A 25,082-nucleotide genomic window follows, 5' to 3' on the forward strand; every position below is an offset into this window, starting at 1 on the left:
AATGACGACCGACCGCCAGGACGAGCGGCTGCAGAACCGCGACGGGCTGCGCGGCGCGCTCGCCGACATCGTCGAGCGGGCCCGCGGCGGCGACCTGGGTGTCATCCCGGTCGTGGTCGGGCTCGTGGTCATCTGGACGGTGCTGCAGATCCTGAACCCGATCTTCCTGTCCAGCGCGAACCTGGTGAACCTCACGCTGGAGTCCGCCGCCGTCGGCATCATCGCGCTCGGCATCGTGTGCGTGCTGCTGGTGGGGCAGATCGACCTGTCCGTCGGCTCGGTCAGCGGCCTGTCGGGGGCGGTGCTCGCGGTGCTGTTCGTGAGCGAGGGCCTGCCGGTCTGGCTGGCGATCGCGGCCTCGGTGGTCATGGGCGCGGTCATCGGGTGGGTGTACGGGCAGCTCTTCAACCGCTTCGGGGTGCCCAGCTTCGTGATCACGCTGGCCGGGCTGCTGGCCTTCCTCGGGCTGCAGCTGTACGTGCTGGGCACCAAGGGGTCGATCAACCTGCCGTTCGACTCGGGGCTGGTGAACTTCGCGCAGCTCGACTTCGTACCGGCGTGGTTGTCGTACACGTTCGCGGTGGTCGCGGCCGTCTGGTTGTTCGCCAGCGGTTTCCTGCACGCACGGGGGCGGCGCAGGGCGGGGCTGTCGGCGAGGAGCGTCACCACGCTGGCCGTCAGGAGCGTGGCGCTGCTGGTGGTGCTGGCGTTCGTGGTCTGGTACCTCGGCCAGACCCGCGGCGTCGGCTGGATGTTCGTCTTCTTCGTGGCGCTGGTGCTGATCATGCACTACCTGCTGTCGCGGACGAAGTGGGGCCGGGCCGTCTACGCCGTGGGCGGCAACGTGGAGGCCGCGCGGCGGGCGGGCATCAACGTCAAGGCGATCTACACCTCCGTGTTCGTGCTCTGCTCGACATTCGCCGCGGTCGGCGGCATCCTGGCCGCGGCCCGGCTGGCGGCGGCCAACCAGAGCAGCGGCGCGGGCGACGTCAACCTCAACGCGATCGCCGCGGCCGTGATCGGCGGGACGAGCCTGTTCGGCGGGCGCGGCACGGCGTTCGGCGCGCTGCTCGGGATCATCGTGATCCAGTCGATCTCCAGCGGCCTGACCCTGCTCAACCTGGACTCCTCGATCCGGTTCGTGGTCACCGGGGCCGTGCTGCTGCTCGCCGTGATCGTCGACTCCGTGTCGCGCCGGTCGAGGACCTCCCACGGCAGGGCCTGATGGCGATCATCTGCGTGGACGCGGGGACCACGGTCATCAAGGCGGTCGGGTACGACTCCTCGGGCGCGGAGACCGCCGTCGCCCGGCGCGAGACGGGGGTGTCCAGGCCCGCGCCGGGGCACGCCGAGCAGGACATGGGCGCGGTCTGGGACGCGGTCGCGGCCACCGTGCGCGAGGTCGCGGCCCAGGTGGGCGGCGCCGAGTTCGTGGCGGTCACGGCACAGGGCGACGGCTGCTGGCTGGTCGACGCCGCCGGCGCGCCGACCGGCCCCGCGATCCTCTGGAACGACGCCAGGGCGGCCGCCACGGTGGACGACTGGACCCAGTCGGGGCTCGCGGCGGCGGCCTTCCGCCGCAACGGCTCCTCGGCGGCCTCCGGGCTGCCGCATGCCATCCTGACCTGGCTGCGCGCCAACGACCCCGCCCGCCTCGACCGGTCGACCGCGATGCTGACCTGCGGCGGCTGGATCTTCTCCCGGCTGACCGGGGAGCTGGTGGCCGACGAGTCCGACGCCTCGGCGCCGTTCATGGACCTGCGGGCGCGGGCGTACTCGCCGGAGCTGCTGGGGCTGTTCGGCCTGGAGTGGGCCGAGGGGCTGCTGCCCCCGGTCCGGCCCTGCCCCGTCGCCGAGCTGACCCCGCACGCCGCCGCCGAGCTGGGGCTGGCCGCCGGGACGCCGGTCGTGATGGCCCCCTACGACATCGCCGCCACGGCGCTGGGCGCGGGCGCGGTGGCGGCCGGGCAGGCGTGCGGCATCCTCGGCACCACGCTCTGCACCGAGGTCGTCGTCGAGTCCCCCGACCTGGAGGGCTCACCGACCGGCATCACGATCGCGTTGCCCGGCGGCTACCTGCGGGCCTTCCCCACGTTCGCGGGCACGGAGGTGGTGCAGTGGACGTGCCGCCTGCTGGGGCTGGGCGATCCGGCCGAGCTGGGCGAGCTGGCCCTGCTGAGCGAGCCGGGCGCGGGCGGGCTGGCGTTCCTGCCGTACCTGTCGCCGGCCGGGGAGCGGGCGCCGTTCTCCGATCCGCTGGCCAGGGGGGCGCTGCTCGGCATGTCGTTCGAGCACGGCCGCGAGCACGTCGCCAGGGCGGTGCTCGAAGGGCTCACGATGGTCATCCGCGACTGCCTGGTGGCCACCGGTGCCGCGCCGACGGAGCTGCGGGTGTGCGGGGGCGGCTCGGCCAGCGCCACCTGGCTCGGGCTGATCGCCGACGTCACGGGGCTGCCGGTACGCCGGTCGGCCGACGCCGAGGTGGGGGCGCGGGGGGCGTACCTGGTGGGGCTGGCCGCGACCGGTGCGGAGCCGTCCATCGCCGCGGCGGCCGGCCGGCACGTACGCCTGCGCGACGCGGTCGAGCCCGACCCCGCCCGCCGCGGGTTCTATGACCGCTGGTTCGAGGACTTCCTCGCCCTGCGCGCGACCGACGCCGGCGCCTGGCCGCTGCTCGGCGCCATGAGAGGTCGTACATGAGCGGGTGGATCGGCATCGACCTCGGCACGCAGAGCGTGCGCGCGCTGGCCGTCACCGGCGACGGCCGGGTGCTCGGCACCGGGAGCCGCCCGCTGACCAGCCACCGCGAAGGGCCCCGCCACGAGCAGGACCCCGAGCAGTGGTGGCGCGAGCTGGCCGCCGCCACCCGGTCGGCACTGCGCGACCTGCCCGCCGGCGAGCGCGTCGAGGGCGTCGCGGTGGCCGCCACATCTGGAACGGTCCTGCTCACGGACGCCTCCGGCCGTGCTTTGACCCCCGCCCTCATGTACGACGACCGCCGCGCCGACGCCGGCCGGGTGAACGAGGCCGGCGCGCACGTGTGGGAGCGGCTCGGCTACCGGCGCATGCAGCCCAACTGGGCGCTGCCCAAGCTGCTGTGGCTGCTGCGCGACGCCCCGGCGGGCGCCCGCCTGGCCCACCAGAGCGACTTCGTCAACCGGCGCCTCACCGGGCACGAGGTGGCCACCGACCTGAGCAACGCGCTCAAGACCGGCGTGGACCTGATCGAGGAGCGCTGGCCCGCCGACGTGTTCGACGCGCTGGGCGTGCCCGCCGGCCTCCTGCCCGAGGTCGTCCGGCCCGGGACCCGCCTCGGCGTGATCTGCGCGGCGGCGGCCGAGGAGACCGGGATCCCGGCCGGCACCCCGGTGATCGCCGGCACCACGGACGGCTGCGCGGCCCAGCTCGGCGCGGGCGCCCAGCGGGTCGGGAGCTGGAACTCGGTGCTGGGCACGACGCTGGTGCTGAAGGGCGTCACGAAGGAGCTGATCCACGACCCTCTGGGCGTGGTGTACTCGCACCGCGCCCCCGACGGCTCGTGGTTGCCCGGCGGGGCGTCGAGCACGGGCGCGGGCGTCCTGACCGGCGACCTGCCGGACCGCGACCTCGACGCGCTGAGCACGGAGGCCGCGGCACGCTACCGCCTGGGGCCCGGCCGCGTGCGCGTGCCCCCCGCCGTCACCTACCCCCTCGTCTCCCGGGGCGAGCGGTTCCCGTTCGCCGCCCCCGGCGCCGAGCGGTTCACGCTGGGCGAGCCGGCCGACGACGTCGAGCGCTACGCCGCCATCCTGCTCGGCGCGGCCTTCGTCGAGCGCCTCTGCTTCGACTACCTCGACCTCCTCGGCGCACCCGTGACCGGCGAGATCATCCTGACCGGCGGCGCCACCAGGAGCGCGTACTGGACCCGGCTCCGGGCCGACGTCCTGGAGCGCCCCGTGACCCTGCGCGAGAACGCCGAGCCCGCCCTGGGCATGGCCGTGCTGGCGGGCGGCGACCCGGCCCGCATGATCAGGACCCGCGCGGTCGTGGAGCCGTCCGGGGCCGACCTGCGGGAGCCGTACCTGCGCTTCGTCGCCGAGTTGGAGGGGCGCGGCTGGCTCGACACGAGAGCCGCGGAACACGCCCGCGAGAGGACCGCCACATGACCGACCTCGTGCTCGTCCGCCACGGCGAGACCGTCTGGCACGCCGAGAACCGCTACGCCGGGATCAGCGACATCGAGCTGACCCCGCGCGGCCACGACCAGGCCGCCCAGCTGGCGGGCTGGGCCGAGCAGGCCGGCCTCGACGCCGTGTGGGCCTCCACGCTCAACCGTGCGCGGATCACCGCCGAGACCGCCGCCACCAAGGCGGGCCTGCCCGTGCGAACCGACGCCCGCCTCCGCGAGCTCGACTTCGGCCAGGGCGACGGCCTCACCTCCGCGGAGATGAAGGCCCGCTTCCCCGAGGCCCGCGCCGCCTTCGAGGCCGACCCCGCCGCGCATCCGCTGCCCGGCGGCGAGGACCCGTACGCGGCCGCCGCCCGCTTCGTCGCCGCGCTGCGGGACGTCTCCGCCGCGCACCCCGACGCCCGCGTGCTGGTGGTCGCGCACACGACCGCCATCAGGCTCGCGCTGTGCCGGCTCATCGGGGTGCCGCTGGGCGAGTACCGGCGGCTGTTCCCGCGCCTGGACAACTGCGCCCTGACCGAGTTGCGCCTGACGGGACCCGACGCCGGACAGGTGGCCATGCTGCAGTACAACTCTCCGATTGGAGCCGTTCGTTGACCATCCAAGTCCTTGCCGCAGGCGACCACTTCGTCCAGAACCGCCTGTTCGTCGACGCGCTCAGGCGCGAGGTCCCCGGCGAGGTGGACATCCGCGAGCTGACGCTGCCGTGGCCGGTCGAGCCGTTCGGCCGCGTGGGCGAGGTGGACGAGGCTTCCGACGTGGAGGACGAGCTGATCGAGGCGCTGCGCGGGGTCGAGGTCTGCGTCACCCAGATGGCGCCGCTGACCAAGCGCGTCCTGGACGCCTCGCCCGACCTGCGGCTGTTCTGCGTGAGCAGGGGCGGGCCGGTCAACGCGAACCTGGAGGCGGCCGCGCGGGCGGGGGTAGCGGTGACGTACGCGCCGGGCCGCAACGCCGTGGCCACCGCCGAGCACACCCTCGCCATGCTGCTGGCCGCCACCCGCCGCATCCCCCGGACGCACGCCGACCTGGCCGGGGGCGTGTGGCGGGGCGACTACTACACCTACGACAACGTCGGGCCCGAGCTGGAGGGCAGCACGGTGGGCCTGGTCGGCTACGGCGCGATCGGCCGCCGCGTGGCCCGCATGCTGGCGGGCTTCGGCGCGAACGTCCTGGTGCACGACCCGTACGTGGACGTGCCGGGCCGGGTCGAGCTGCCCGAGCTGCTCGAACGCTCCCGGTTCGTCTCCCTGCACGCCCGCGCCACCCCGGAGACCGCCGGCATGATCGGCGCCGCCGAGCTCGCCGCCATGCCACGGGGCTCGGTCCTGGTCAACTGCGCCCGGGGCGCGCTGCTCGACTACGACGCCATGTGCGACGCGCTCGACTCGGGCCACCTGTTCGGCGCCGCGGTGGACGTCTTCCCGGAGGAGCCGATCCCGCCGGGCTCGCGCCTGCTCACGACGCCGAACCTGGTCATGACCCCGCACCTGGCCGGGGCCAGCAAGGAGACGGCGATGAAGGCGGCCTCGATCGTGGCCGCGGACGTGGCCCGCTACGTACGCGGCGAGCCGCTCGCCCATGTGGCTACCCCTTGAGCGCCCCCGCCATCAGCCCCCGCATGAAGAACCGCCCCAGCACGACGTAGATCACCATCGTCGGGATCGAGGCGAGGATGGCCGCCGCCATCTGCTGGCTGTACGGGGTGGCCTGCGCGCCCGCGATGTTGTTCAGCATCACGGTCGTGGGCCAGCTCGTCGGCCCGGTCAGGAAGACGGCGAACAGGAAGTCGTTCCACAACGAGGTGAACTGCCAGATGATCACCACGGCGATCGCGGGCCCGGACACCGGCAGGACCACCGACCAGTACGCCCGCAACATGCCGGCGCCGTCCACCCGCGACGCCTCGATCAGCTCGTCGGGGATCGTCACGTAGTAGTTGCGGAAGATCAGCGTGCAGATCGGGATGCCGTACACCACGTGCGCCAGCACCAGCCCCGGGATGCCGCCGTAGAAGACGCCCTGCAGCCCGGTCAGCTCGTTCAGCCCCACGAGGAGCTGCACCAGAGGGATCATCACCCCCTGGTAGGGGATGAACATCCCGAACAGGAACAGCGTGAACAGCACGTCCGCCCCGGGGAAGCGCCACTTGGACAGCACGTAGCCGTTCATGGAGCCCAGCACGCACGACAGCAGCGACCCGGGGACCGCCAGCAGCACGCTGTTCCACAGGCCGGGGGCCAGCTTCTCCCAGGCCACCCGCCACGCCTCGGTCGTCCACGTCCGCGGCAGGTTCCAGGCCTGGCCCGGATCCGCCTCGGTGAGCGGCTTGAAGCTGGTCGCCAGCAACACGTAGATCGGGATGAGGAAGACCACCACGAAGAGGATCAGCAGCACGAACCGGGCCCACGCGAAGCCCACCGACCTGCGCCCGGCCACCGCCGTCATGAACGCCTCTCCTTACGCACCGACCAGACCAGGTACGGGATCACGAAGATCGCCACGCTGAGCACGATGTAGGACGCGATCGTGGCGCCCTTGGCGGGATCGTGCGAGTCGAACACCGCCACCCACATGAACACCGCGGGCACGTCCGTGACGATCGCCTTCCCCGACACGGCGACGATCAGGTCGAACACCTTGAGCGAGATGTGCCCCAGGATGATCAGCGCGGACAACGTGACCGGCCTGAGCAGGGGCAGGACCACGTGCCGGTAGACGCCCCACTCGTTGCAGCCGTCCACCCGGGCCGCCTCGCGCAGCTCCTCGGGCACGCCACGGAACCCGGCCAGGAAAAGCGCCATGATATATCCGGACATCTGCCAGACCGCCGGCAGCGCCATCGCGGCCATCCCCCAGTCGGGATCCCGGAACCACTGCCACTGCGGCAGCCCGAACCAGTCCAGCAACCGGTTCAGCCCGACCGCCCGCTCCTCCGTCCCGGAGTTCATCAGCCACCGCCACACGATGCCGGTCGCCACGAACGAGATGGCCATCGGGAACAGGTAGATGGCCCGGAACGTCCCCTCGCCCCAGATCCCCTTCTCCATGAGGAACGCCAGCAGCCACCCGAGCACCAGCGCCCCCGCCACGAAGACGATCGTGAACACGATCGCGTGCCGCACGGAGAGGTGCCATCGGGGCAGGTCCCAGATGTCCACGAAGTTCTGCAGCCCCACGAACTTCCCCTCGGACACCTCATCGTGCTGGTCGGTCATGGCCAGCCGGAAGTTCCAGCCGAGCATGCCGTACACGAAGACGCCGATCAGGATGATCGACGGCGTGACGAGGAGGAGTCCGGGCAGCCACGTGCGCGCCCGCCTCACAACCATTCCCTCCCGCGGACGCGGCAGGCGCGCTCCTGCGCCTGCCGCACCCGGCAGTTACGTGCCGTATCTACTGGGCGTTGGCCGTGGCGGCGTCGGACAGCCCCTGCTGCAGGGCCTTGACGTCCTTGGTGCCGATGAACAGCCCGACCGCCTCGTTGATCGAGGCCAGCCACGGCTGGTTCACCGACACGCCGTGCTGGATCGACCCGGCGAGCTTGTTGCCCGACCAGTCCTTCAGCGCGTCGGCCAGGTAGTCGGTGTAGAGCGACTGGTCGGCGTCCTTGCGGGCGGGGATGGAGCCCTTCTTCGGGTTGAAGGCGTCCTGGCCCTCCTTGCTGGCGGCCACCTTCAGCCAGGCCATGGCCCCCTCGCGGTTCTTCGCGCCCTTGGGCAGGGTGAAGCTGTCGGACAGCCACATGTAGGTGCCCTCGGTGCCGGGCGACGGCGCCCAGTCGAAGTCCGTCTTCGAGGTCTTGCCCAGGCCGCCCTCGGGCGGGTTGTGGAAGTAGCCGTACGCCCAGTCGCCCATGATGTTGAACGCCGCCTCGCCGTCCGCCACCTGCTTGGCCGCGGGCTGCCAGTCGTCCTGCGGGTCGCCCGCGTACGTCATGATCTTGGCGAAGTTCTGCAGCGCCGTGGTCACCTGCGGGCTGTTCCAGTCGGCGCCCGGCTTGAACAGCGCGTTGTAGGCGTCGGTGCCGAGCGAGCCGAGCAGCACGCTCTCCAGCAGGTGGGTGACCGTCCACTCGGACCCGATGGACAGCGGGACCTTGCCCTTGGCCTTGACCTTCTCCAGGGCCGCGATGAACTCCTCGATCGTCTTGGGCGCGCCCGTGATCCCGGCGTCCTTGAGCACGGTCGGGTTGAACCACATGACGTTCGAGCGGTGGATGTTCACCGGCACGGAGTAGATCTTGCCTTCCACGCTGATCTGCTCGACGAGCTGCGCGGGGAAGACGTCCTTGAGCTTCAGCTCGTCATAGAGCGAGGTCAGGTCCTCGAGATTGCCCGCCTTGATGTAGCCCTGCAACTCGGCGCCCGCGTGCCCCTGGAAGGTGTCGGGCGGGGTGTTCGCCTGGAGCTTCGACTGCAGCAGCGCCTTGGCCTTGTCGCCCGAGCCACCGGCCACCGCGGCGTCGAAGAAGGTGTAATTCGGATTCTGCTGTTCGAAGATCTTTCTCATGGCCTGCAGGCCGTCGGCCTCACCGGGGCCCGTCCACCAGGAGAAGACCTCAACCTGCTGTTTCTCGCCGCTGCCGCTGGCTGCGGGCGCCCCTGTGGCCTGCCCACCGCCGTCGCCGCTGCCACAGGCCGCCAGGCCCAGCACGCTCACCATCGTGATCGATAGGGCCGCTAACCACCGTCGCATCCCACACCATCCCTTCGAAGCCCCCCGAAGTTGGTGATTCTGACAACGTTGTCAACAACGGCTATCAACCCACTTTCCGCCGCACGTCGTCAAGGGATGGGCGGTAACAGCTCCGCATATTCGGGATATTCGGCGCCTTCGGTAGAGAGCGCTCTCAGCCGCGCCGCTCCAGCGTCCCGCCGGGGCCCGTCACCACGGTGACACCGAAGTCGTAGCTGGTGCCGGGAAGATCGCCGCCGTCGGCGGCGACCACCAGCGCGCCCTTCGAGACCCCGAGCCCGACCAGGGCCAGCAGGTCGCAGCCGCCGTCGGGCAGCCACGTGGTCAGCACGACGTCGGACTCGGCCAGGCGTACGGGCAGGTCGAGCTCCGCCATCCTGGCCAGCAGGTCGGCGTGCGACAGGCGGCGGCCGCCGGCGAGCAGGAGCGCGTCCTGGCGCTTGGCGTCGAGCGCGGGCAGCGCGGTGGGCTCCAGCGTGAGCAGGCAGCGGAAGTCGATCGTGTCGAGCGCCGGGCCCAGCGAGACGACCTGGCGCACGCGGGACCGCTCGGCCGCCAGGATCGCCGTCTCCGCGAGGTCCGGCGTGGTGATCAGCGTGCGGGCGTCGCACTCCAGGAGCCACGCCGCCACCTCGGCCGCGCCCAGGGCCGGATCGATCGGCGTGGCCACCCCACCGGCGGCCACCACCGTGTGCGCCGCCAGCGTCTGCGCGCCGGCCGTGGAGACGTGCACCCCGACCACCTGATCCCGCCGGGCGCCCCTGCGGACGAGCCCGGAGGCCGCCCTGGTCACCTCGGTCACCAGCCTGCGGTAGCCATAGACGTGGCCGCCCCGCAGATCGATGAGGGCAGGGCGGTCGCCGCGCTCGTAGGCCCGGCGGAACACTTCGTGGATCACGGTGCCGGTGGTCGAGGCGGTGGGCTTCATGCCCGACAAGGTACGGCCGCCGGGGCGGCCGCAACATCCACCGATGTATGTAGGCGGTTGTGCATTCGCGGGTGGGGCGGGCCCGAGCCCTGCGCGACTCGAGCCCGCTGTCACGCGCCCGGAGCCAGGCCCCCACCCCTCCGAGAAGGCCCGGCTCCGCATGGACGCGTGACGTCCCCGACCGATCGGCCGCGGCGACCCCGTCGCGAGGGGCGAGGAACGCGCGGTGCGGTCGATCACAGGAAGAACGGTAGGCGTGCAGAGGGCCACGGCACATGCGCTGACATGGCCATTCGACGATGTAACCGGGATGTGTAGACAGGCAGGTGATTCAGCGGCTGCCGATCACCCATGCGGCGATCTGTGTACGCGTGGAGAAGCCCAGCTTGGCCAGGATGTTGGCCACGTGGCGGGCGACCGTGGCCGGGCTGATGACCAGTTCGTCGGCGATCGCCCGGTTGCTGAGCCCTCTGGCCACCAGCTCGGCGATCTCCCGTTCCCGGGCCGTGAGCCTGCTGTCCTGGTTGACCGGCACGACAGGCACGGCCGGCGGCGCGGGCAGCGCGCCGTCGAGCGCGCAGGCCACCGCCTGGTCGGCGGTCAGGTTGGTGCCCTCGGCCCACAACACGCCGACGACGGCCTCGCCGAGACTCTCCCTGGCGGGCCGCAGCACGTCCTCGGTACGCGCGTCCGGCTGCCGCCCGCCCAGCGCCACCGAGGCCGCCGCCAGCAGGACCGCCCGCCGGTGGTCGCCCTCGGCCGTGACCAGGCCGGCCCACGTGCTCAGCCGCCTGGCGATGCCGGCGCGCAGGCCCGCGTCCCGGCTCAGCACCAGCGCCTCGGTGAGCCGGGCCCTGGCCTCCACCAGGTCGCCCTGGTCCAGCGCCACCCGGCCGAGCCCGGCCAGGCAGCTCACGATGTGCTGCCTGGCGTCCACGTGCCGCAGCAGGCGCAGCCCCGACTCGTAGTGCCGCCTGGCGGCGGCGGGGTCGCCGGTCCGCCTGGCGACCTGGGCCAGGCCGATGTGGCCGAAGGTCTGGCCGTAGTGGTTGTCGAGCTCCTCGCTGATCGACAGCACCTCCTGGAACCCCCGCTGGGCCTCGTGCAGGCGTCCCTGGTCCAGGCCGAAGCGTGCCCTCGTGCCGTGGGCCAGCGACTCCAGGATGAGGTCGCCGGACCGCCTGGCCGTCTCCAGCGCGCGGTTCAGCGCCTCCTGCTCACCGGTGAGCTGGGCCAGCACGATCGTGCCCACGGCCTCGCCGTACACGTCCTTGGCGGCGGCGCACAGGTCGAGCCCGGCGCGGGCGTGCCGCAGGGCCGGTTCGACGTCGCCGGCGGCCAGCGCCAGCTCGCCGCGCAGGATCGTGGCCTGCCCGCGCAGCGCCTGGGGCACCTGCGGGGCGTCGAGGGCGAGCAGCCGGTCGAGCCGCTCGGCCATGTCGAGCTTGCGACCGCTGCCGATCAGCAGGAAGCGGAGGTCGGTCAGCAGGCCGAGGGCGGCCTCCGGCATGCCGATGGCGATCGACCAGTCGCAGGCGGAGCTCACCTCGGCCTTCAGCCCGTCGAACAGGTTGATGTAGCGCTCGACCACGGGCCACGACGTGCGCGCTCCCGGGGCCAGCGCCTCCCTGACCCGCCCCGACAGCCTGGCCAGCGCCGTCAGGTGCCGGCGCCGCAGCTCGGCCTCCTCGCCGGACTCGACGAGCTGCTCCAGCGCGTATTCGCGGACGGTCTCCAGCAGCCGGTAGCGCGCCTGCCCGGCGACCTCCCCGTCGAGGGCCACCAGCGACTTGTCCACCAGGTCGCACAACCTGGGCAGCACCTCCTCCTCCGCCAGCCCCGGGCCGGAGCAGACCCATTCGGCCAGGTCGAGGGTCCAGGAGGAGCGGAAGGCGGCCGTACGGCGCAGCAGCAGCCGCTCCTGCGGGGAGAGCAGCCGGTAGCTCCAGTCCACCGTGGCCCTGAGCGTACGGTGCCGGGCCGGAGCGGTGCGGGCACCGCCCGCCAGCAGCCTGAACCGGTCGTCGAGCCGCTCGACCAGCTGCCCCACGGACAGGACCCGGACCATGGCGGCGGCCAGCTCGATCGCCAGCGGCAGCCCGTCGAGTGCCTGGCACAGCTCCACGACCAGCGGCCGCGTCTCCTCGGTCAGCTCGAACGCGGGCCTGGCGGCGGTGGCCCTGGCCACGAACAGCCGCACCGCCTCGCTCTCCGGCCCGCTCACCGAGAGCGGCGGCACCCGCCACACCGTCTCTCCCGGCACCCGCAGCGGCTCGCGGCTGGTCGCCAGCACCGTCACCCCGGGGCAGGCGCTCAGCAGGTCGCGGCACAGCTCGGCGCACTCCCCGATGACCGGCTCGCAGTTGTCGAGCAGCAGCAGCACGCGCCGGTCGCCGATCGTCTCGGCCAGGTCGCCCGCGATGCCGAGCGCGGCGGCGACGTGCCCCCTGAGCGCGCCCTTCTCCAGGTCGGCCAGCTCGATCAGGCAGGCGCCGCCCGGATGGGAGGAGGCGATCCTGGCGGTGAGCCGCAGGGCCAGCCGGGTCTTCCCGATGCCGCCCGCGCCGCACAGGGTCACGGCGCGCGAGACGCGCATCAGGTGCACGAGCTCATCCACATCGGACTCCCGGCCCACGAAGGTGTTCGGCTCGGCCGGCAGGTTGGCGAAGTCCACGGATCGCAGCATCACTGTGAGTGTGTCACCAACTACGCGCCGCGCCCAGACATATTCGATGGAGAAGTGTCAGCACCGGTGGGCACACTCAAGGCATGGCCGATGAGCCGCTCGAGCTCGGTGAGATCTCCTTCTCCGACTGGCACGCCCATACGGACAAGCTGGCCGAGGTCGGCTTCCTGACCATCGCCAGAAGGCTGCCCTCCCTGGTCGGCCAGGCGATGAGCATGGCCTGGCGGGCCAGCCCGCGCGACGCGGTGGCCACGGTCGTGCTCAACCTGCTCGGCGGTGTGTTCACCGCGTTCGGCCTGCTGGCCACCACCGGCGTGCTGACCGCCCTGTTCAGCGAGGGCCCGACGCCCGACCGCGTCATGGCGGCGCTGCCCAGCCTGGCGCTGGTCGGCGCGGCGGCGGTGCTGCGCACGGCGACGCAGGCCGGGGCCGGCTGGGCGCAGTCGCGCCTCGACCCGCAGGTCACCCGCCTGACGGAGGAGCGCCTCTACGGCCTGACCAGCCGCGTCAGCCTGGTGTCCTACGACGACCCGGAGTTCCACGACGCGCTGCAGCGCGCCAGGCTGCGCGGGGTGATGATGGCCGACTCGGTGGTGAGCGCGGCCGTCGACGTCGTCACAGCCGCCGTCGGCATCGTCGCGGTGGCGGGCGTGCTCGGCGTGCTGCACCCGGTGCTGCTCCCGCTCCTGCTGCTGGCCGTGCTGCCCGACGCCTGGGCCATGGTCCGCAGCGCCAAGATGCGCTACGCCACCCTCTACGCCCTCATCCCGGCCAACCGCCGCAAGTGGATCATCGGCGAGCTGCTGGCGGAGCGCGAGCCGGCGGCCGAGGTGCGCTCGTTCACGATGCGCGGCTTCCTGCTGCGCATGTACGACGCGGTGGCGAAGGCCGAGCAGGACGTCATGCTCGGCCTGGCCAGACGCCAGATGCTCGCCCGCCTGGCCGGGGAGGCGCTCGGCGGCCTCGGCGCGGCCCTGGTCTACGGCGCCCTGGGCGTCCTGCTGGCCGTCGCCGCGATCCCGCTGGCCGTGGCGGGCACCGCGGTGCTGGCCATCCGCTCGGCCCAGACCTCGCTGGGCAACCTGATGTACGCCACGAACCGCCTCTACGAGGAGGGCCTCTACTTCACCGACTTCCTGGAGTTCTGCGCCGACGCCGAACACCGCCTCCCCTGCGACCGCCACGAGCCCATGCCGGAGACCTTCGACCGCATAACGGCGGAAGAGGTGACCTTCACCTACCCCGGCGCCGAGTCACCGGCCCTCAGCGGCGTCTCGATCGAGCTCAAACGCGGCGAGGTGATCGCGTTCGTCGGCGAGAACGGCTCCGGCAAGACCACCCTCGCCAAGATCCTGTCGGGCCTCTACGAACCCGACACCGGCACCGTCCGCTGGGACGACACCGACCTGCGCCAGGTCAACCCCGAAGAGCTCCGCCTGCGCACCGCCGTCATCGCCCAGGACCACACCCGCTGGCCCCTCACCGCCCGCTACAACATCACCATGGGCACCGGCAAAGGCGAACCCGCCCTGCACGCCGCCGCCGCCGTGGCCGGCGCCGACGACGTCATCGCCGAACTCCCCCACGGCTACCGCACCCTGCTGGACCGCCGCTTCAAAGACGGCCACGAGCTGTCCGGCGGCCAATGGCAGCGCATCGCCGTCGCCCGCGGCTTCCACCGCGACGCCGCCCTGCTCATCTGCGACGAACCCACCGCCGCCCTCGACGCCCGCGCCGAACACGCCCTCTTCGAACGCATCCGCGCCCACTCCGACGGCCGCACCGTCCTGCTCATCACCCACCGCCTGGCCAGCGTCCGCTACGCCGACCGCATCTACGTCCTCGACCACGGCCAGATCACCGAACAGGGCGACCACGACACCCTGATGTCCCTCGACGGCCTCTACGCCGACCTCTACACCCTGCAGGCCACGGCCTACCGCTGATCCTTCACGACAGCTCCGCCTCGATGATCCCCCGGGCGATGGCCGACACCGCGTCCGCCCGCTCCCCCGGCCGCTCCAGCACCACCCCCACGGCCACCTCGGGCGCCTCCGCCGGCGCGAAGGCCGTGACCAGCGCGTGGTCGCCCGTCCCCGGCACGGCCTGCGACGTGGCCGCCTCCGCGGCCACCAGCACCCCGGGGATCGCCGCCCCCGCCCCGGTGCCGCCCGCGTGCGTCACCATCGTCATCATCGCCGCCAGATACCGGGCCAGCTCCGGCGACACGGCCGTCCGGTACGGCACCGGACCCGCCCGGTTGATCACCGAGCCGTCCGCCAGCCGGACCTCCTCCACCAGATACGGCCGCATCAGCACCCCGTGGTTCGCCACCGCCGCCGACAGCATGGCCACCATCAGCGGCGTCACCCGGTTGTCGTGGTGGCCGATGGCCGCCAGCGCCGTCTGCGACCGGTCCATCGTCGGCGGGTAGTGGCTGGGCGTCGCGGTCAGCGGGATCCGCAGGCCCGTCGCGTTGAACCCGAACGCCTCCGCCTGGTCCCGCAGGAGGTCCTGCCCGACCTGCAGCCCGATGTTGGCGAACGCCGTGTCGCAGGACATCTGGAAGGCGTACATGAGGGTCGGGCGCGCGCTCCCGCAGTTGCTCGCGTTGTGCACGTAGGTGGGCGTGCCCGGCAGCCGCAGCCGGGCCGGCGCGTCCACCAGGGCGGACGGGGTGTACTCGCCCGACGCCAGCGCCGCCGCCGTGGTGACCAGCTTGAACGTGGACCCGGGCGGATAGAGCTGGTTCAGCGCCCGGTTGAGCAGCGGCTGCGCGGGCGCCCGCCGCAGCCGCCGGGTCTCCTCGGCGAGCCGGGCCCGGTCGAACGTGGTCAGGCCGTTCGGGTCGTACGACGGGTACGTGGCCAGCGCCCGGATCGCCCCGGTCGCCGGGTCGATGGCCACCGCCGCCCCAGGGACCCCGGTCGCCGCCAGTCCCTCGTACGCGGCCCGCTGCGCCCGGTCGCTGATCGTCAGCCTGACGTCGGCCCCCTCGACGCCTCCTTCCCGGACCATCGACCTGACCTTGACCTTGGCGTCGTCCCCCGACAGCACCCCGTCCTGCGCCTGCTCGATGCCGGTCGAGCGATGCAGCGACACGTGCCCGGTGACGGCCGCGTACTGCTCGCCGTGCCGGTAGACGCGCCGGTAATGGTACGGGCCGCCGCCGCTCGGCAGGCTGGTGGCGATGGGCGTGCCGTCGTAGGTGAGGATGTCGCCGCGCGGGTGGGCGTACCTGTCGATCAGCGGCCGCTCGTTCCTGCGGTCGGCGTTGAGCGCGGACGAGCCGAACGCCTGGATGAGGGTGACGTGCGCCAGCAGCACGAACAGCATCGCCGCGCACAGCCTGGCGACGCGGAGCAGCGGGACGTTGATCCATCTCGCCCTCGATGCAGCCATGGATCTTGGTTTAGCAACCTGGCCGCAAAGGCGGGGCTAGAGGACGCTGCGGTAGTAGGAAATCTTGTGGTGGATGTAGCGCTGGCGCTCGGCGAGGTTGTCGATCTGGGCCTGGACCTGCCGGTCGTGCTCCTCCAGGAGCTTGATGCGGTCGGGGATCGTGTGGTCGCCGGCGCGTACGAGCTCGGCGAAGCGCAACATCGTGGCGATGGGCATGCCCGTGTCGCGCAGGCAGCGCACCATGCCGAGCCAGCCGACGTCCTCCTGGCTGAACCGGCGCTGTCCGGCCGCGTTCCGGCCGATGCGCTCCAGCAGCCCGATCTTCTCGTAGTAGCGAAGGGTGTCGATGCTGAAGCCGGTTTCCTCGACGACTTCCGCAGGTGTGTACACGCTCACACCCCTCAGGATCCCACCTGGAGTGCACTCCAGGTCAACCGGAAAGAGAGGCTTGACATGGAGTGCGCTCCAGCTCTCAGAGTCGGCCCCATGAACATCGCACTCGGCACGATTCCGTTCGGCACCACCGTCGGCATGCAGGAGACCTTCGCCATCCTGGACCGGTTCCAGGAGGCCGGCGGCACCATGCTCGACACGGCCAACAACTACCCGTTCTGGGTGGCGGGCCGCTCGGGCGACGAGAGCGAGCTGGCCATCGGCGCGTGGCTGGCCGCCCGCGGCAACCGGGAGGAGGTCTTCATCAGCACGAAGGTCGGGGCCCGGCCCACCATCCCCGGCGACACCACCCTCGACTCGGCGGAGGGGCTGTCCGCGGCGACCGTCGCCAGGGGCGCGGAGGGCAGCCTCAGGAGATTGGGGACGGACTACATCGATGTGTATTGGTCGCACATCGAGGATCGTTCCGTCCCGATCGAGGAGACTCTGGGGGCGTTCGACGAGCTGGCCCGGGCGGGCAAGATCCGTAGCCTCGGCGCCAGCAACATGGCCGCCTGGCGGCTGGAGCGGGCCAGGAACGTCTCCGCCGCGCGCGGCTGGATGCCCTACACCTACCTCCAGCTCCGCCACACCTACCTGCGTCCCCGGCCGAACACCAGGCCTGCCGAGGCGGGGCACACGCTGGTCTCGGACGAGACGCTCGACTACCTGGCCGCGGAGCCGGACCTGACGCTGTGGGCGTACAACACGCTGATGTTCGGCGCCTACACGCGACCCGACCGGCCGATCGCCGACATCTACGACCACCCGGGCACGACGCGGCGCCTGGCCGTCCTGCACGAGGTGGCGGACGAGCTGGGCGCCACCCCGAACCAGGTCGTCCTGGCCTGGCTCATGGCCGGCGGGGTCGTGCCCATCGTGGGGGTGTCCACGATGGAGCAGCTGGAGGAGGCCATCGGGGCGTCGGGCCTCAAGCTGGACGCCGAGCTGCGTGCCCGCATGGACGCCGCCTGTTAGACGCCGCCTGTTCGGTCGCCGCCTGTCCGGACGCCGCCGGCGGCGATCAGGGAAGGTGGTCGGCCAGGTAGCGGCGGACCAGCAGCTTGCACTCGGCGATGAGCTCCGGGGCGCCGCCCGGGTCGGCCCGGAAGGCCAGCTTGAGCACCGCGTCCGTGGCCTCGACCGCCACCAGCAGCGCCCGGTCGAGCCCCGGGCCCACGGGGGCGTCCAGGAGCTCCAGCGTCAGCGCGCGCAGGCGCTCGGCCACCACGACGTTGTTCTCGTGCGTCTCGTCGAGCGCCCGCTTGCTGCCCTCGACGCTCGGCCCGCCGGGGGCGGTGAGCACCTCGCCGAAGTCCACCACCGCGAACCCGGGCGTGGTGCGCTTCATGTCGACGAACTCGTCGATGGCGAGATCGACGAGGTCGGTCCAGTGGCCCAGGTCGGCCAGCGGGATGCGTTCGATGATCCGCTGGAGGAACGCCTCGAGGTTGCGCCGCGCCAGCGCCCGCACCAGGCCCTGCTTGTCGCGGAAGAACTGGTAGAACGTGCCGATCGGCACCTCCGCCCGGCGCGCGACCTCCTTGGTGGTCAGCGCCTCGTAGCCGACCTCGTCGAGCAGGAGCGCGCACTCGTCGAGCATCCGCTCGACGCGCTCGACACTCCGGCGCTGAGCGGGGCGGCGGCGCAAGGTACTGGTCATGTCCCCATCCTGACGCATTTCCGGGAGCTGAAGTCAGGGACTTTGACCTCAGTTAACATGAGCCTTACTCGCGTAGCAGTGGAGGCCAGGGATGTTCCTGTGGGGTACGGCCACGGCCGCGTACCAGATCGAGGGGGCCACCGGCGAGGACGGCAGGGGCGAGTCCGTCTGGGACACCTTCGCCCGCGAGCCCGGCCGCACCAGGGACGGGCACACCGGGGACGTGGCGTGCGACCACTACCACCGCTGGCGCGAGGACGTCGCGCTCATGTCGGGCCTCGGCGTGAACGCCTACCGCTTCTCGATCGCCTGGCCGCGCGTCCTCCCGCTGGGCTCGGGCGAGGTGAACGAGCGGGGCCTGGACTTCTACGACCGCCTGGTGGACGCCCTGCTGGCGGCCGGGGTGCAGCCGGTGCCCACGTTGTTCCACTGGGACCTGCCGCAGGCCCTGGAGGACCGCGGCGGGTGGCTGAACCGCGACGTCTGCGAGCTCTTCGCCGACTACGCCGCCACGGTCGCCGCCCGCCTGGCCGACCGCGTCCCGCTGTGGATCACGCTGAACGAGCCGTTCGTCCACATGGCCTTCGGCTACGCCATGGGCGTCCACGCCCCCGGCCGGTTCCTCATGACCGACGCCCTCCCCGCCGCCCACCACCAGTTGCTCGCCCACGGCCGGGCCGTCCAGGCCCTCAGGGCGGCGGGCGCGCGCCAGGTGGCGCTGACCAACAACTGCACGCCGGTCTGGCCGGCCTCGCAGGAGGAGCCCGACCTGAAGGCGGCCGACGCGTACGACGTCCTGCACAACCGCCTGTTCAACGACCCCATACTTCTCGGCAGATATCCGGACCTGTCGGCTTACACCCCGAGCCTGGACTTCATCCGGGACGGCGACCTGGCGACCATCGCGGCCCCGCTGGACGCCCTGGGCATCAACTACTACAACCCGACCCGCATAGCCGCCCCCACCGGCGACGGGCTCCCCTTCTCCGACGCGGGCATCACCGGCCACCCCACCACGGCCTTCGGCTGGCCGGTCGTCCCCGACTGCCTGCGCGAGCTGCTGACCGGCCTCAAGTCCCGCTACGGCGCCGCGCTCCCGCCGATCCTGATCACGGAGAACGGCTGCTCCCAGCCGGACACCCCCACGGAGCACGGCACGATCGAGGACGAGGCCCGCGTCGACTTCCTCGACCGGCACATCGCCGCCATGCGGCAGGCCATGGCCGAGGGTGTGGACGTGCGCGGCTACTTCGTCTGGTCGCTGCTGGACAACTTCGAGTGGGCCGAGGGCTACCACCAGCGGTTCGGCCTCGTGCACGTGGACTTCGCCACCCAGCGGCGCACCCCGAAGCGGTCCTACCACTGGTTCAAGGAGTTCCTGAAGGGTCAGAACACCGACACGTGAACGTGGTCGTAGTGGTTGGCGGTGGCCCCGCCGCGGTTCGACATCGGGTCCCAGCCGCCGCCTGACCGGATGTCGTAGTAGCGCTGCTTCCAGATGATGTACATCACGCCGAGCCGGGGGCCGTTCTTGATGAGCCAGGCGGCCAGCGCGTCGCCGTTGGCGGCGTCGGCCCCGCCGGCCACGGTGCCGCCCCTGGACATCATGAAGTCGCAGGCCCGGCCCTTGCCGTGCTCACCGGGATCGCCCGGGCGCAGGCAGCCGACGCCGTACCTCATGGGGAAGTTCCGCATGATCTCCGCGCGGACCGAGATCATGCGCGGCGTCAGGCCCTCGGAGCCGCCGGGCTGCTGGAAGCCGTACTTGTTGAGCAGCTTCTCGATCTCGTCACGCTTGCCCTGCATGACCTTGATCTCTTTGCGCAGCTTCTCGATCTTCTCGCTGGCGTTGACCTTCGCATCTTTGGACTTGTCGATCAGCTTCTTGATGCTCTCGACGCGTTTGGCCCGCTCGTTGGCCATGTAGGTCATGTTGGCGGCCTGCCCCAGCATCTTGTACGGGTCCGTGCTGGGCGCGAGGAGCTGCATGCCGTCGATGGGGCCCACCATGTAGGAGGTCTGGGCGATGCGGGTCACCTCGGCCTGGGCGGCCCTGAGCTGGGCCTCCAGGTTGCCGGAGGTGTCGGTGGCCTTCTTCGCCTGGAGCTTGATGTCCTCCAGGCTCTGGATCTGACCCCGGTAGAGCTCCTCGAGACGCTCCGCCTGCTTGGTGAGTCTGCGCAGCTCAGCAGGGCTGGGATCGGCCGCGGCGGGCGGTGGGGTGGGCAGTGCGACCAGCCCGGCGAGGACGGCGACAAGAACGGCGAGCCGCCAGATTCTCACACCCGTCCCCTCCCCTCATAGACGGACCGAAACTATAGAAGATGATCTTGATTCCTGTCATCTGAACGCCCGAACTGCCGCACCTTTGGTGAGGTTTTTAGGCTTTTGTCCAAATTGGGGTGCGGCGAAAAGTTGGGCCTTGTATAGATCGCTCCAAAGGTCTGAGATGGCGATCGATTCCGTCTCTGCGAAGGGGCAGACCGTGTCTCGATCATTAACCCTCGCCGCGGCCGTCATCCTCGGCTTAGGCACCTCTCTCGTGGCCACGACCGCCGAGGCGTCCGTGGACCCCCTGCCGGCCCGCGACCGCATCGAGCTGTACCAGCTAGAAAGCCCGCCGGGCACCGCCCAGACGCTCAGGGAGAAGGGCTTCGACGTCGTCCAGCAGCAGTCCAAGGGCGACAAGGAGCACATCGAGCTGACCGCCGCCCAGGCGGACCTCGACGTCCTGGAGAAGCTCGGCCACAAACCGGAGCCCGTGCGCAACCCGCAGGGCCAGACCCAGCTCGAAGCGGCCAGGGCCCAGGCGGCCGGCGGCTACACCGTCTTCAAGTCCTACTCCGAGCCCGGCGGCATCGCCGACCAGCTCAAGGCCATCGCGAAGGCCAACAAGGACGTCGTCAAGCTCCAGTCGATCGGCAAGTCGCTGCAGGGCCAGGACATCCTGGCCGTCAAGGTCAGCACGGGCGCCAGGCTGCTGCCCGACGGACTCAAGCCCTCGACCCTCTTCTCGGCCACCCAGCACGCCCGCGAGTGGATCTCCACCGAGGTGGACATGCGGCTGCTGAAGCACGTGGTCGCGAACAAGGGCGCGCTCAGGGACCTGCTCAACAAGACCGAGCTGTGGTTCGTGCCGGTGGCCAACCCCGACGGGTACGACTTCACCTTCACCGAGGGCAACCGCCTGTGGCGCAAGAACCTGCGCGACAACAACGGCGACGGCCAGATCACCCGCGGCGACGGCGTGGACCCGAACCGGAACTTCCCCACGAACTTCCACTACGACGAGGAAGGCTCGTCGAGCATCCCCAGCAGCGACACCTACCGCGGCACCGGCCCGGCCAGCGAGCCGGAGACGAAGGCCATGGACGGCCTGCTCCGGCGGGTCAAGTTCGAGATGCAGCTCAACTACCACTCGTACGGCCCGCTGCTGCTCTACCCGATGGGCGTGCAGATCGCCACGGAGACCGCGGACAACCCCATCTACGAGGCGCTCACCGGCGACGACGCCAACCCGGCCGTCCCCGGCTTCGACCCCGACCTCGGCGCCGAGCTGTACACCACCAACGGCGACACCAACGACCAGGCCCACTTCCAGTACGGGACGCTGTCGTGGACGCCCGAGCTCAACGAGGGCTGCGACGGCTGCGGCTTCGTCTTCCCCGACGACGAGGCGCTGGTGCAGGCGGAGTTCGAGAAGAACCTGCCGTTCGCGCTCGACGTGGCCAGGTCCGCGGTCAACCCGGTCGAGCCGGTCACCCATCTGGGCAACAGGACTCCCGACTTCGAGCTCGACCCGTTCGAGTTCAGCTACGGCCGGGACCAGGTCGTCCAGGTCAACGCCAAGCGCAAGCTCGGCCCGGTCTTCCTGAACTACCAGGTCAACGGCGGCCGGACCAAGACCGTCCTGACCGGCGAGTGGAAGGGCGGCGAGCGGTACGGCAAGGGCTACAACCGCTACTACCACCGCCTGCGCGGCAAGATCACCGGCACCCGGCCGGGTGACAAGGTGAAGGTCTGGTTCAGCTCGATCGGCAAGAGGAGCGCCGACTTCACCTACACGGTCGCCACGGACATCGGCGGCAAGGTGCTGATCCTGGCCACCGAGGACGTCACCGGCCTGAGCCCGGCGCAGGGCGTGACCGAGGCCAAGTACGCCGACGAGTACGCCGCCGCCCTCCAGGCCGCCGGCTACAGCTCCGACGTGTACGACATGGACAAGATGGGCCGCAAGGCCCCGCACCCGCTGGGCGTGCTCAGCCACTACGACGCGGTGGTCTGGGAGACCGGCGACGACATCATCCCGAGGTCGCAGGGCCAGGTGCCGGGCACGACGTCCAAGGGCGGCGTGGACACCGAGCTGGCGGTCCGCGACTACCTGAACGAGGGCGGCAAGCTGCTGCACGCCGGCAAGTACCCCTCGTACGCGGCCAACTTCAACGGCTCCTACTACTACGAGCCCGACCAGCCCGAGAACCCCGAGTGCACGGTGGACGACGACCCGCCCTGCATCCCGGTGTTCAACGACTTCCAGCAGTACTACCTGGGCGCCTACGTCTTCTTCGACGACGCGGGCACCGACCACGCCACCGGTCAGCCGTTCGCGCTGCAGGGCAGCGGCGGGAAGTTCGACGGCTTCAGCGCCACGATCGAGCCGAGCCACACCAACTCGTTCGTCGCGACCTCGGCCATCCTGCCCGCCCAGCAGTTCCCGCTGTTCAGCAGCTCGGCCCAGGTCAAGTGGGCACGCCCGGGCGGCCCCTTCGACCCGCACACCGGCTCCTGGGACGTCTACAGCGGCATCGCCGACGTCTCGTGGAAGCGGCTGACCAAGACCATCGACCTGACCGGCCGGACCAGCGGCGACCTGTCGTTCTGGACCTCGTACGACACCGAGGCCGCCTGGGACTTCCTGACGGTCGAGGCCCGGACGGCGGGCGGCGACGACTGGACCACGCTGCCGGACGCCAACGGGCACACCACCCAGGAGGCCGGCGACAGCTGCCTGACCGAGAACAGCGGCGGCTGGCGCACGATCCACCCGTTCACGCAGCGCTACCAGGGCGTGAACTGCGAGCCGACCGGCACCTCCGGCGCGTGGCACGCGGCCTCCGGCAACTCGGGCGGCTGGCAGCAGTGGAAGATCGACCTGACCCCGTACGCGGGCAAGCAGGTCGAGATCTCCATCTCCTACATCAGCGACTGGGCCACCCAGGGCGCGGGCGTCTTCCTGGACGACTTCGCCGTCACCCTGGACGGCACGGCGGCCGAGTCGACCTCGTTCGAGTCGGACCTGGGCGGCTGGGCCGTCGGGGCACCGCCTGAGGGCTCCTCGCCGTCGATCAACAACTGGTTCCGTACGGACCAGCTCTTCGAGGAGGGCGGCGGCATCGTCACGGAGGACACCGTCTACCTCGGCTTCGGCGTCGAGACGGTGAGCGACCTGGCCAAGCGTACGGACCTGGTCAAGCGTTCCATGCAACACCTGCTCGGCGATTCCCGCTGACGCCCGCGAGGGGTGGGGGGGGGGGGGGGGGGCGGCCCCCCCCCCCCCCCCACCCCTCTTGCGTGTCCGGACAGAACATGGTTCGGTCACCTTGAGGCATACCGGTATCAAGCAAGCATTCGGTCAAGCAGGAGGCTCACGACATGCGCCAGCACGACACGCTGTTCATCGGGGGCGAATGGGTGGCCCCCGCGGGCACCGGGACGATCGACGTCATCTCCCCCCACACCGAGGAGGTCGTCGGGCGGGTGCCGGAAGGCACGGCCGAGGACATGGAGCGGGCGGTCGCCGCCGCGAGGGAGGCGTTCGACCACGGGCCCTGGCCGCGGATGTCCTTCGCCGAGCGGGCCGAGGTCGTCGGCCGGCTCGCCGCGATCTACAACGAGCGGCAGGCCGAGATGGCCCAGCTCATCACGGAGGAGATGGGCTCGCCGATCACGTTCTCCAACCTCGCGCAGGCGCCGCAGCCGCTCGGCATGCTGCAGTTCTACGCCGAGCTGGGCAGGACGTTCGAGCAGGAGGAGCAGCGGCCGGGGCTGTTCGGCCCGATCACCGTGCGCAGGGAGCCGGTGGGCGTGGTGGCGGCCGTGGTGCCGTGGAACGTGCCGCAGTTCGTGACCATGACCAAGGTCGCGCCCGCGCTCCTGGCCGGGTGCACGATCGTGCTCAAGCCGGCGCCCGAGACGCCGCTGGACGCGTACCTGCTGGCCGAGTGGGCGGCCGAGGCCGGCGTGCCGGCGGGCGTGCTCAACATCGTGGTCGCCGGCCGCGAGGTGGGCGAGCACCTGATCTCGCACCCGGGCGTCGACAAGGTGGCCTTCACCGGCTCGACGGCGGCCGGCCGGCGCATCGCGGCCATCTGCGGCGAGCAGCTCAAGCGGGTCAGCCTGGAACTGGGCGGCAAGTCGGCCGCGATCATCCTGGACGACGCCGACCTGGCGGCCAGCATGGGCTTCCTGTCGATGGCCTCCCTCATGAACAACGGGCAGGCGTGCGTGGCCCAGACCCGCATCCTGGCCTCCCGCCGGCGCTACGACGAGGTCGTGGACGCGATCGCGGGCATGGTCAGCTCCCAGGCCGTCGGCGACCCCGCCGACCCGGGGACCGGCATCGGCCCGCTGGTGGCCAAGCGGCAGCAGGAGCGGGTCGAGGGCTACATCAAGATCGGCATGGACGAGGGCGCCAAGGTCGTCGTGGGCGGCCTGGACCGGCCGTTCGACCGCGGCTGGTACGTCTCGCCCACCGTCTTCGCCGGGGTCTCCAACGACATGCGGATCGCCCGCGAGGAGATCTTCGGGCCGGTCCTGTCGGTGATCCCCTACGAGGACGAGGCGGACGCCGTACGCATCGCCAACGACAGCGACTACGGCCTGGCCGGCACGGTGTGGACGGCCGACACCGAGCACGGCATGGACGTGGCCCGCCGGGTGCGCACGGGGACGTACGGCGTGAACTGCTTCATGCTGGAGACCAACGCCCCCTTCGGCGGCTTCAAGGCCAGCGGCATCGGCCGCGAGCTGGGCCCCGAGGGCCTCGGCAGCTACCTCGAGTACAAGACGATCGCCCGCCTGGGCTGAGACGGAAGGGCCCCGCAAG

At 71.4% G+C, this 25,082-nt stretch carries 19 protein-coding genes; 10 read left to right on the forward strand and 9 right to left on the reverse strand.

Annotation, left to right across the window (positions count from 1 at the left end):
• The first annotated feature begins 1 nt into the window (after window position 1).
• Genes ACBJ59_RS17835 through ACBJ59_RS17855 form a run of 5 tightly spaced genes read left to right on the forward strand, consistent with a single transcriptional unit; the run spans window position 2 to window position 5,766 of the window.
• Window positions 2–1,225 carry a sugar ABC transporter permease gene (locus ACBJ59_RS17835; protein WP_375111521.1) on the forward strand — a complete coding sequence of 408 codons (1,224 nt, stop codon included), beginning with the start codon at window positions 2–4 and terminating at the stop codon, window positions 1,223–1,225.
• Window positions 1,225–2,700, forward strand: coding sequence for an FGGY family carbohydrate kinase (locus tag ACBJ59_RS17840; protein WP_375111327.1), 1,476 nt, complete (start codon window positions 1,225–1,227; stop codon window positions 2,698–2,700). The genes ACBJ59_RS17835 and ACBJ59_RS17840 overlap by 1 nt, the downstream gene beginning before the upstream one ends.
• Window positions 2,697–4,145 (forward strand): FGGY-family carbohydrate kinase, encoded by a 1,449-nt coding sequence (locus tag ACBJ59_RS17845; protein ID WP_375111328.1) that lies wholly within the window; start codon window positions 2,697–2,699, stop codon window positions 4,143–4,145. The genes ACBJ59_RS17840 and ACBJ59_RS17845 overlap by 4 nt, the downstream gene beginning before the upstream one ends.
• Window positions 4,142–4,765 (forward strand): histidine phosphatase family protein, encoded by a 624-nt coding sequence (locus tag ACBJ59_RS17850; protein ID WP_375111329.1) that lies wholly within the window; start codon window positions 4,142–4,144, stop codon window positions 4,763–4,765. Before ACBJ59_RS17845 ends, ACBJ59_RS17850 begins: the two co-directional genes overlap by 4 nt.
• Window positions 4,762–5,766 (forward strand): 2-hydroxyacid dehydrogenase, encoded by a 1,005-nt coding sequence (locus ACBJ59_RS17855; protein WP_375111330.1) that lies wholly within the window; start codon window positions 4,762–4,764, stop codon window positions 5,764–5,766. The genes ACBJ59_RS17850 and ACBJ59_RS17855 overlap by 4 nt, the downstream gene beginning before the upstream one ends.
• Here the strand turns inward: ACBJ59_RS17855 and ACBJ59_RS17860 are convergent.
• The 5 genes from ACBJ59_RS17860 to ACBJ59_RS17880 form a co-directional block, all read right to left on the reverse strand.
• Window positions 5,756–6,616, reverse strand: coding sequence for a carbohydrate ABC transporter permease (locus ACBJ59_RS17860; protein ID WP_375111331.1), 861 nt, complete (start codon window positions 6,614–6,616; stop codon window positions 5,756–5,758). The genes ACBJ59_RS17855 and ACBJ59_RS17860 overlap by 11 nt on opposite strands.
• Window positions 6,613–7,500 carry a sugar ABC transporter permease gene (locus ACBJ59_RS17865; protein WP_364115191.1) on the reverse strand — a complete coding sequence of 296 codons (888 nt, stop codon included), beginning with the start codon at window positions 7,498–7,500 and terminating at the stop codon, window positions 6,613–6,615. The genes ACBJ59_RS17860 and ACBJ59_RS17865 overlap by 4 nt, the downstream gene beginning before the upstream one ends.
• 64 nt (window positions 7,501–7,564) lie before the next feature.
• The gene (locus ACBJ59_RS17870) at window positions 7,565–8,866 is read right to left on the reverse strand and encodes an ABC transporter substrate-binding protein (RefSeq protein WP_375111332.1); all 1,302 of its coding nucleotides are present in this window, start codon (window positions 8,864–8,866) and stop codon (window positions 7,565–7,567) included.
• Window positions 8,867–9,020: 154 nt separating this feature from the next.
• Window positions 9,021–9,794, reverse strand: coding sequence for an AMP-binding protein (locus ACBJ59_RS17875; RefSeq protein ID WP_364115187.1), 774 nt, complete (start codon window positions 9,792–9,794; stop codon window positions 9,021–9,023).
• Window positions 9,795–10,125: 331 nt separating this feature from the next.
• Complete coding sequence (locus tag ACBJ59_RS17880) at window positions 10,126–12,480, reverse strand: LuxR C-terminal-related transcriptional regulator (RefSeq protein ID WP_375111333.1); 2,355 nt, start codon at window positions 12,478–12,480, stop codon at window positions 10,126–10,128.
• A gap of 83 nt (window positions 12,481–12,563) precedes the next feature.
• Here ACBJ59_RS17880 and ACBJ59_RS17885 point away from each other — a divergent pair, with 83 nt between their 5' ends.
• Window positions 12,564–14,426 (forward strand): ABC transporter ATP-binding protein, encoded by a 1,863-nt coding sequence (locus ACBJ59_RS17885; protein WP_375111334.1) that lies wholly within the window; start codon window positions 12,564–12,566, stop codon window positions 14,424–14,426.
• A 4-nt stretch (window positions 14,427–14,430) separates the two neighbouring features.
• On the opposite strand, the gene ACBJ59_RS17890 is transcribed toward ACBJ59_RS17885, so the two are convergent.
• Both ACBJ59_RS17890 and ACBJ59_RS17895 read right to left on the reverse strand, forming a co-directional pair.
• Entirely contained in the window at window positions 14,431–15,882 is a 1,452-nt protein-coding gene (locus ACBJ59_RS17890; RefSeq protein WP_375111335.1) for a penicillin-binding transpeptidase domain-containing protein, read from the reverse strand.
• Between the two features lie 36 nt (window positions 15,883–15,918).
• Window positions 15,919–16,272 carry a MerR family transcriptional regulator gene (locus tag ACBJ59_RS17895; protein ID WP_375111336.1) on the reverse strand — a complete coding sequence of 118 codons (354 nt, stop codon included), beginning with the start codon at window positions 16,270–16,272 and terminating at the stop codon, window positions 15,919–15,921.
• Window positions 16,273–16,368: 96 nt separating this feature from the next.
• Between ACBJ59_RS17895 and ACBJ59_RS17900 the strand changes: the two genes are divergently transcribed.
• Window positions 16,369–17,292, forward strand: a complete 924-nt coding sequence (locus tag ACBJ59_RS17900) for an aldo/keto reductase (RefSeq protein ID WP_375111337.1) — start codon at window positions 16,369–16,371, stop codon at window positions 17,290–17,292.
• A 46-nt stretch (window positions 17,293–17,338) separates the two neighbouring features.
• Here ACBJ59_RS17900 and ACBJ59_RS17905 read toward each other — a convergent pair whose 3' ends face one another.
• Window positions 17,339–17,977, reverse strand: coding sequence for a TetR family transcriptional regulator (locus ACBJ59_RS17905; RefSeq protein WP_375111338.1), 639 nt, complete (start codon window positions 17,975–17,977; stop codon window positions 17,339–17,341).
• A 91-nt stretch (window positions 17,978–18,068) separates the two neighbouring features.
• Here ACBJ59_RS17905 and ACBJ59_RS17910 point away from each other — a divergent pair, with 91 nt between their 5' ends.
• Entirely contained in the window at window positions 18,069–19,382 is a 1,314-nt protein-coding gene (locus ACBJ59_RS17910) for a GH1 family beta-glucosidase (protein ID WP_375111339.1), read from the forward strand.
• Here ACBJ59_RS17910 and ACBJ59_RS17915 read toward each other — a convergent pair.
• Window positions 19,364–20,260, reverse strand: a complete 897-nt coding sequence (locus tag ACBJ59_RS17915; protein ID WP_375111340.1) for a coiled-coil domain-containing protein — start codon at window positions 20,258–20,260, stop codon at window positions 19,364–19,366. The two genes, ACBJ59_RS17910 and ACBJ59_RS17915, sit on opposite strands and share 19 nt — an antisense overlap.
• A 202-nt stretch (window positions 20,261–20,462) precedes the next feature.
• Here ACBJ59_RS17915 and ACBJ59_RS17920 point away from each other — a divergent pair, with 202 nt between their 5' ends.
• Together ACBJ59_RS17920 and ACBJ59_RS17925 are read left to right on the forward strand one after the other, a co-directional pair.
• Window positions 20,463–23,486, forward strand: a complete 3,024-nt coding sequence (locus ACBJ59_RS17920) for a M14 family zinc carboxypeptidase (protein ID WP_375111341.1) — start codon at window positions 20,463–20,465, stop codon at window positions 23,484–23,486.
• Between the two features lie 143 nt (window positions 23,487–23,629).
• Entirely contained in the window at window positions 23,630–25,063 is a 1,434-nt protein-coding gene (locus ACBJ59_RS17925; RefSeq protein ID WP_375111342.1) for an aldehyde dehydrogenase, read from the forward strand.
• Window positions 25,064–25,082: the final 19 nt, after the last annotated feature.

The organism is Nonomuraea sp. MTCD27 (assembly GCF_041950495.1).
Classification (GTDB): Bacteria; Actinomycetota; Actinomycetes; order Streptosporangiales; family Streptosporangiaceae; genus Nonomuraea.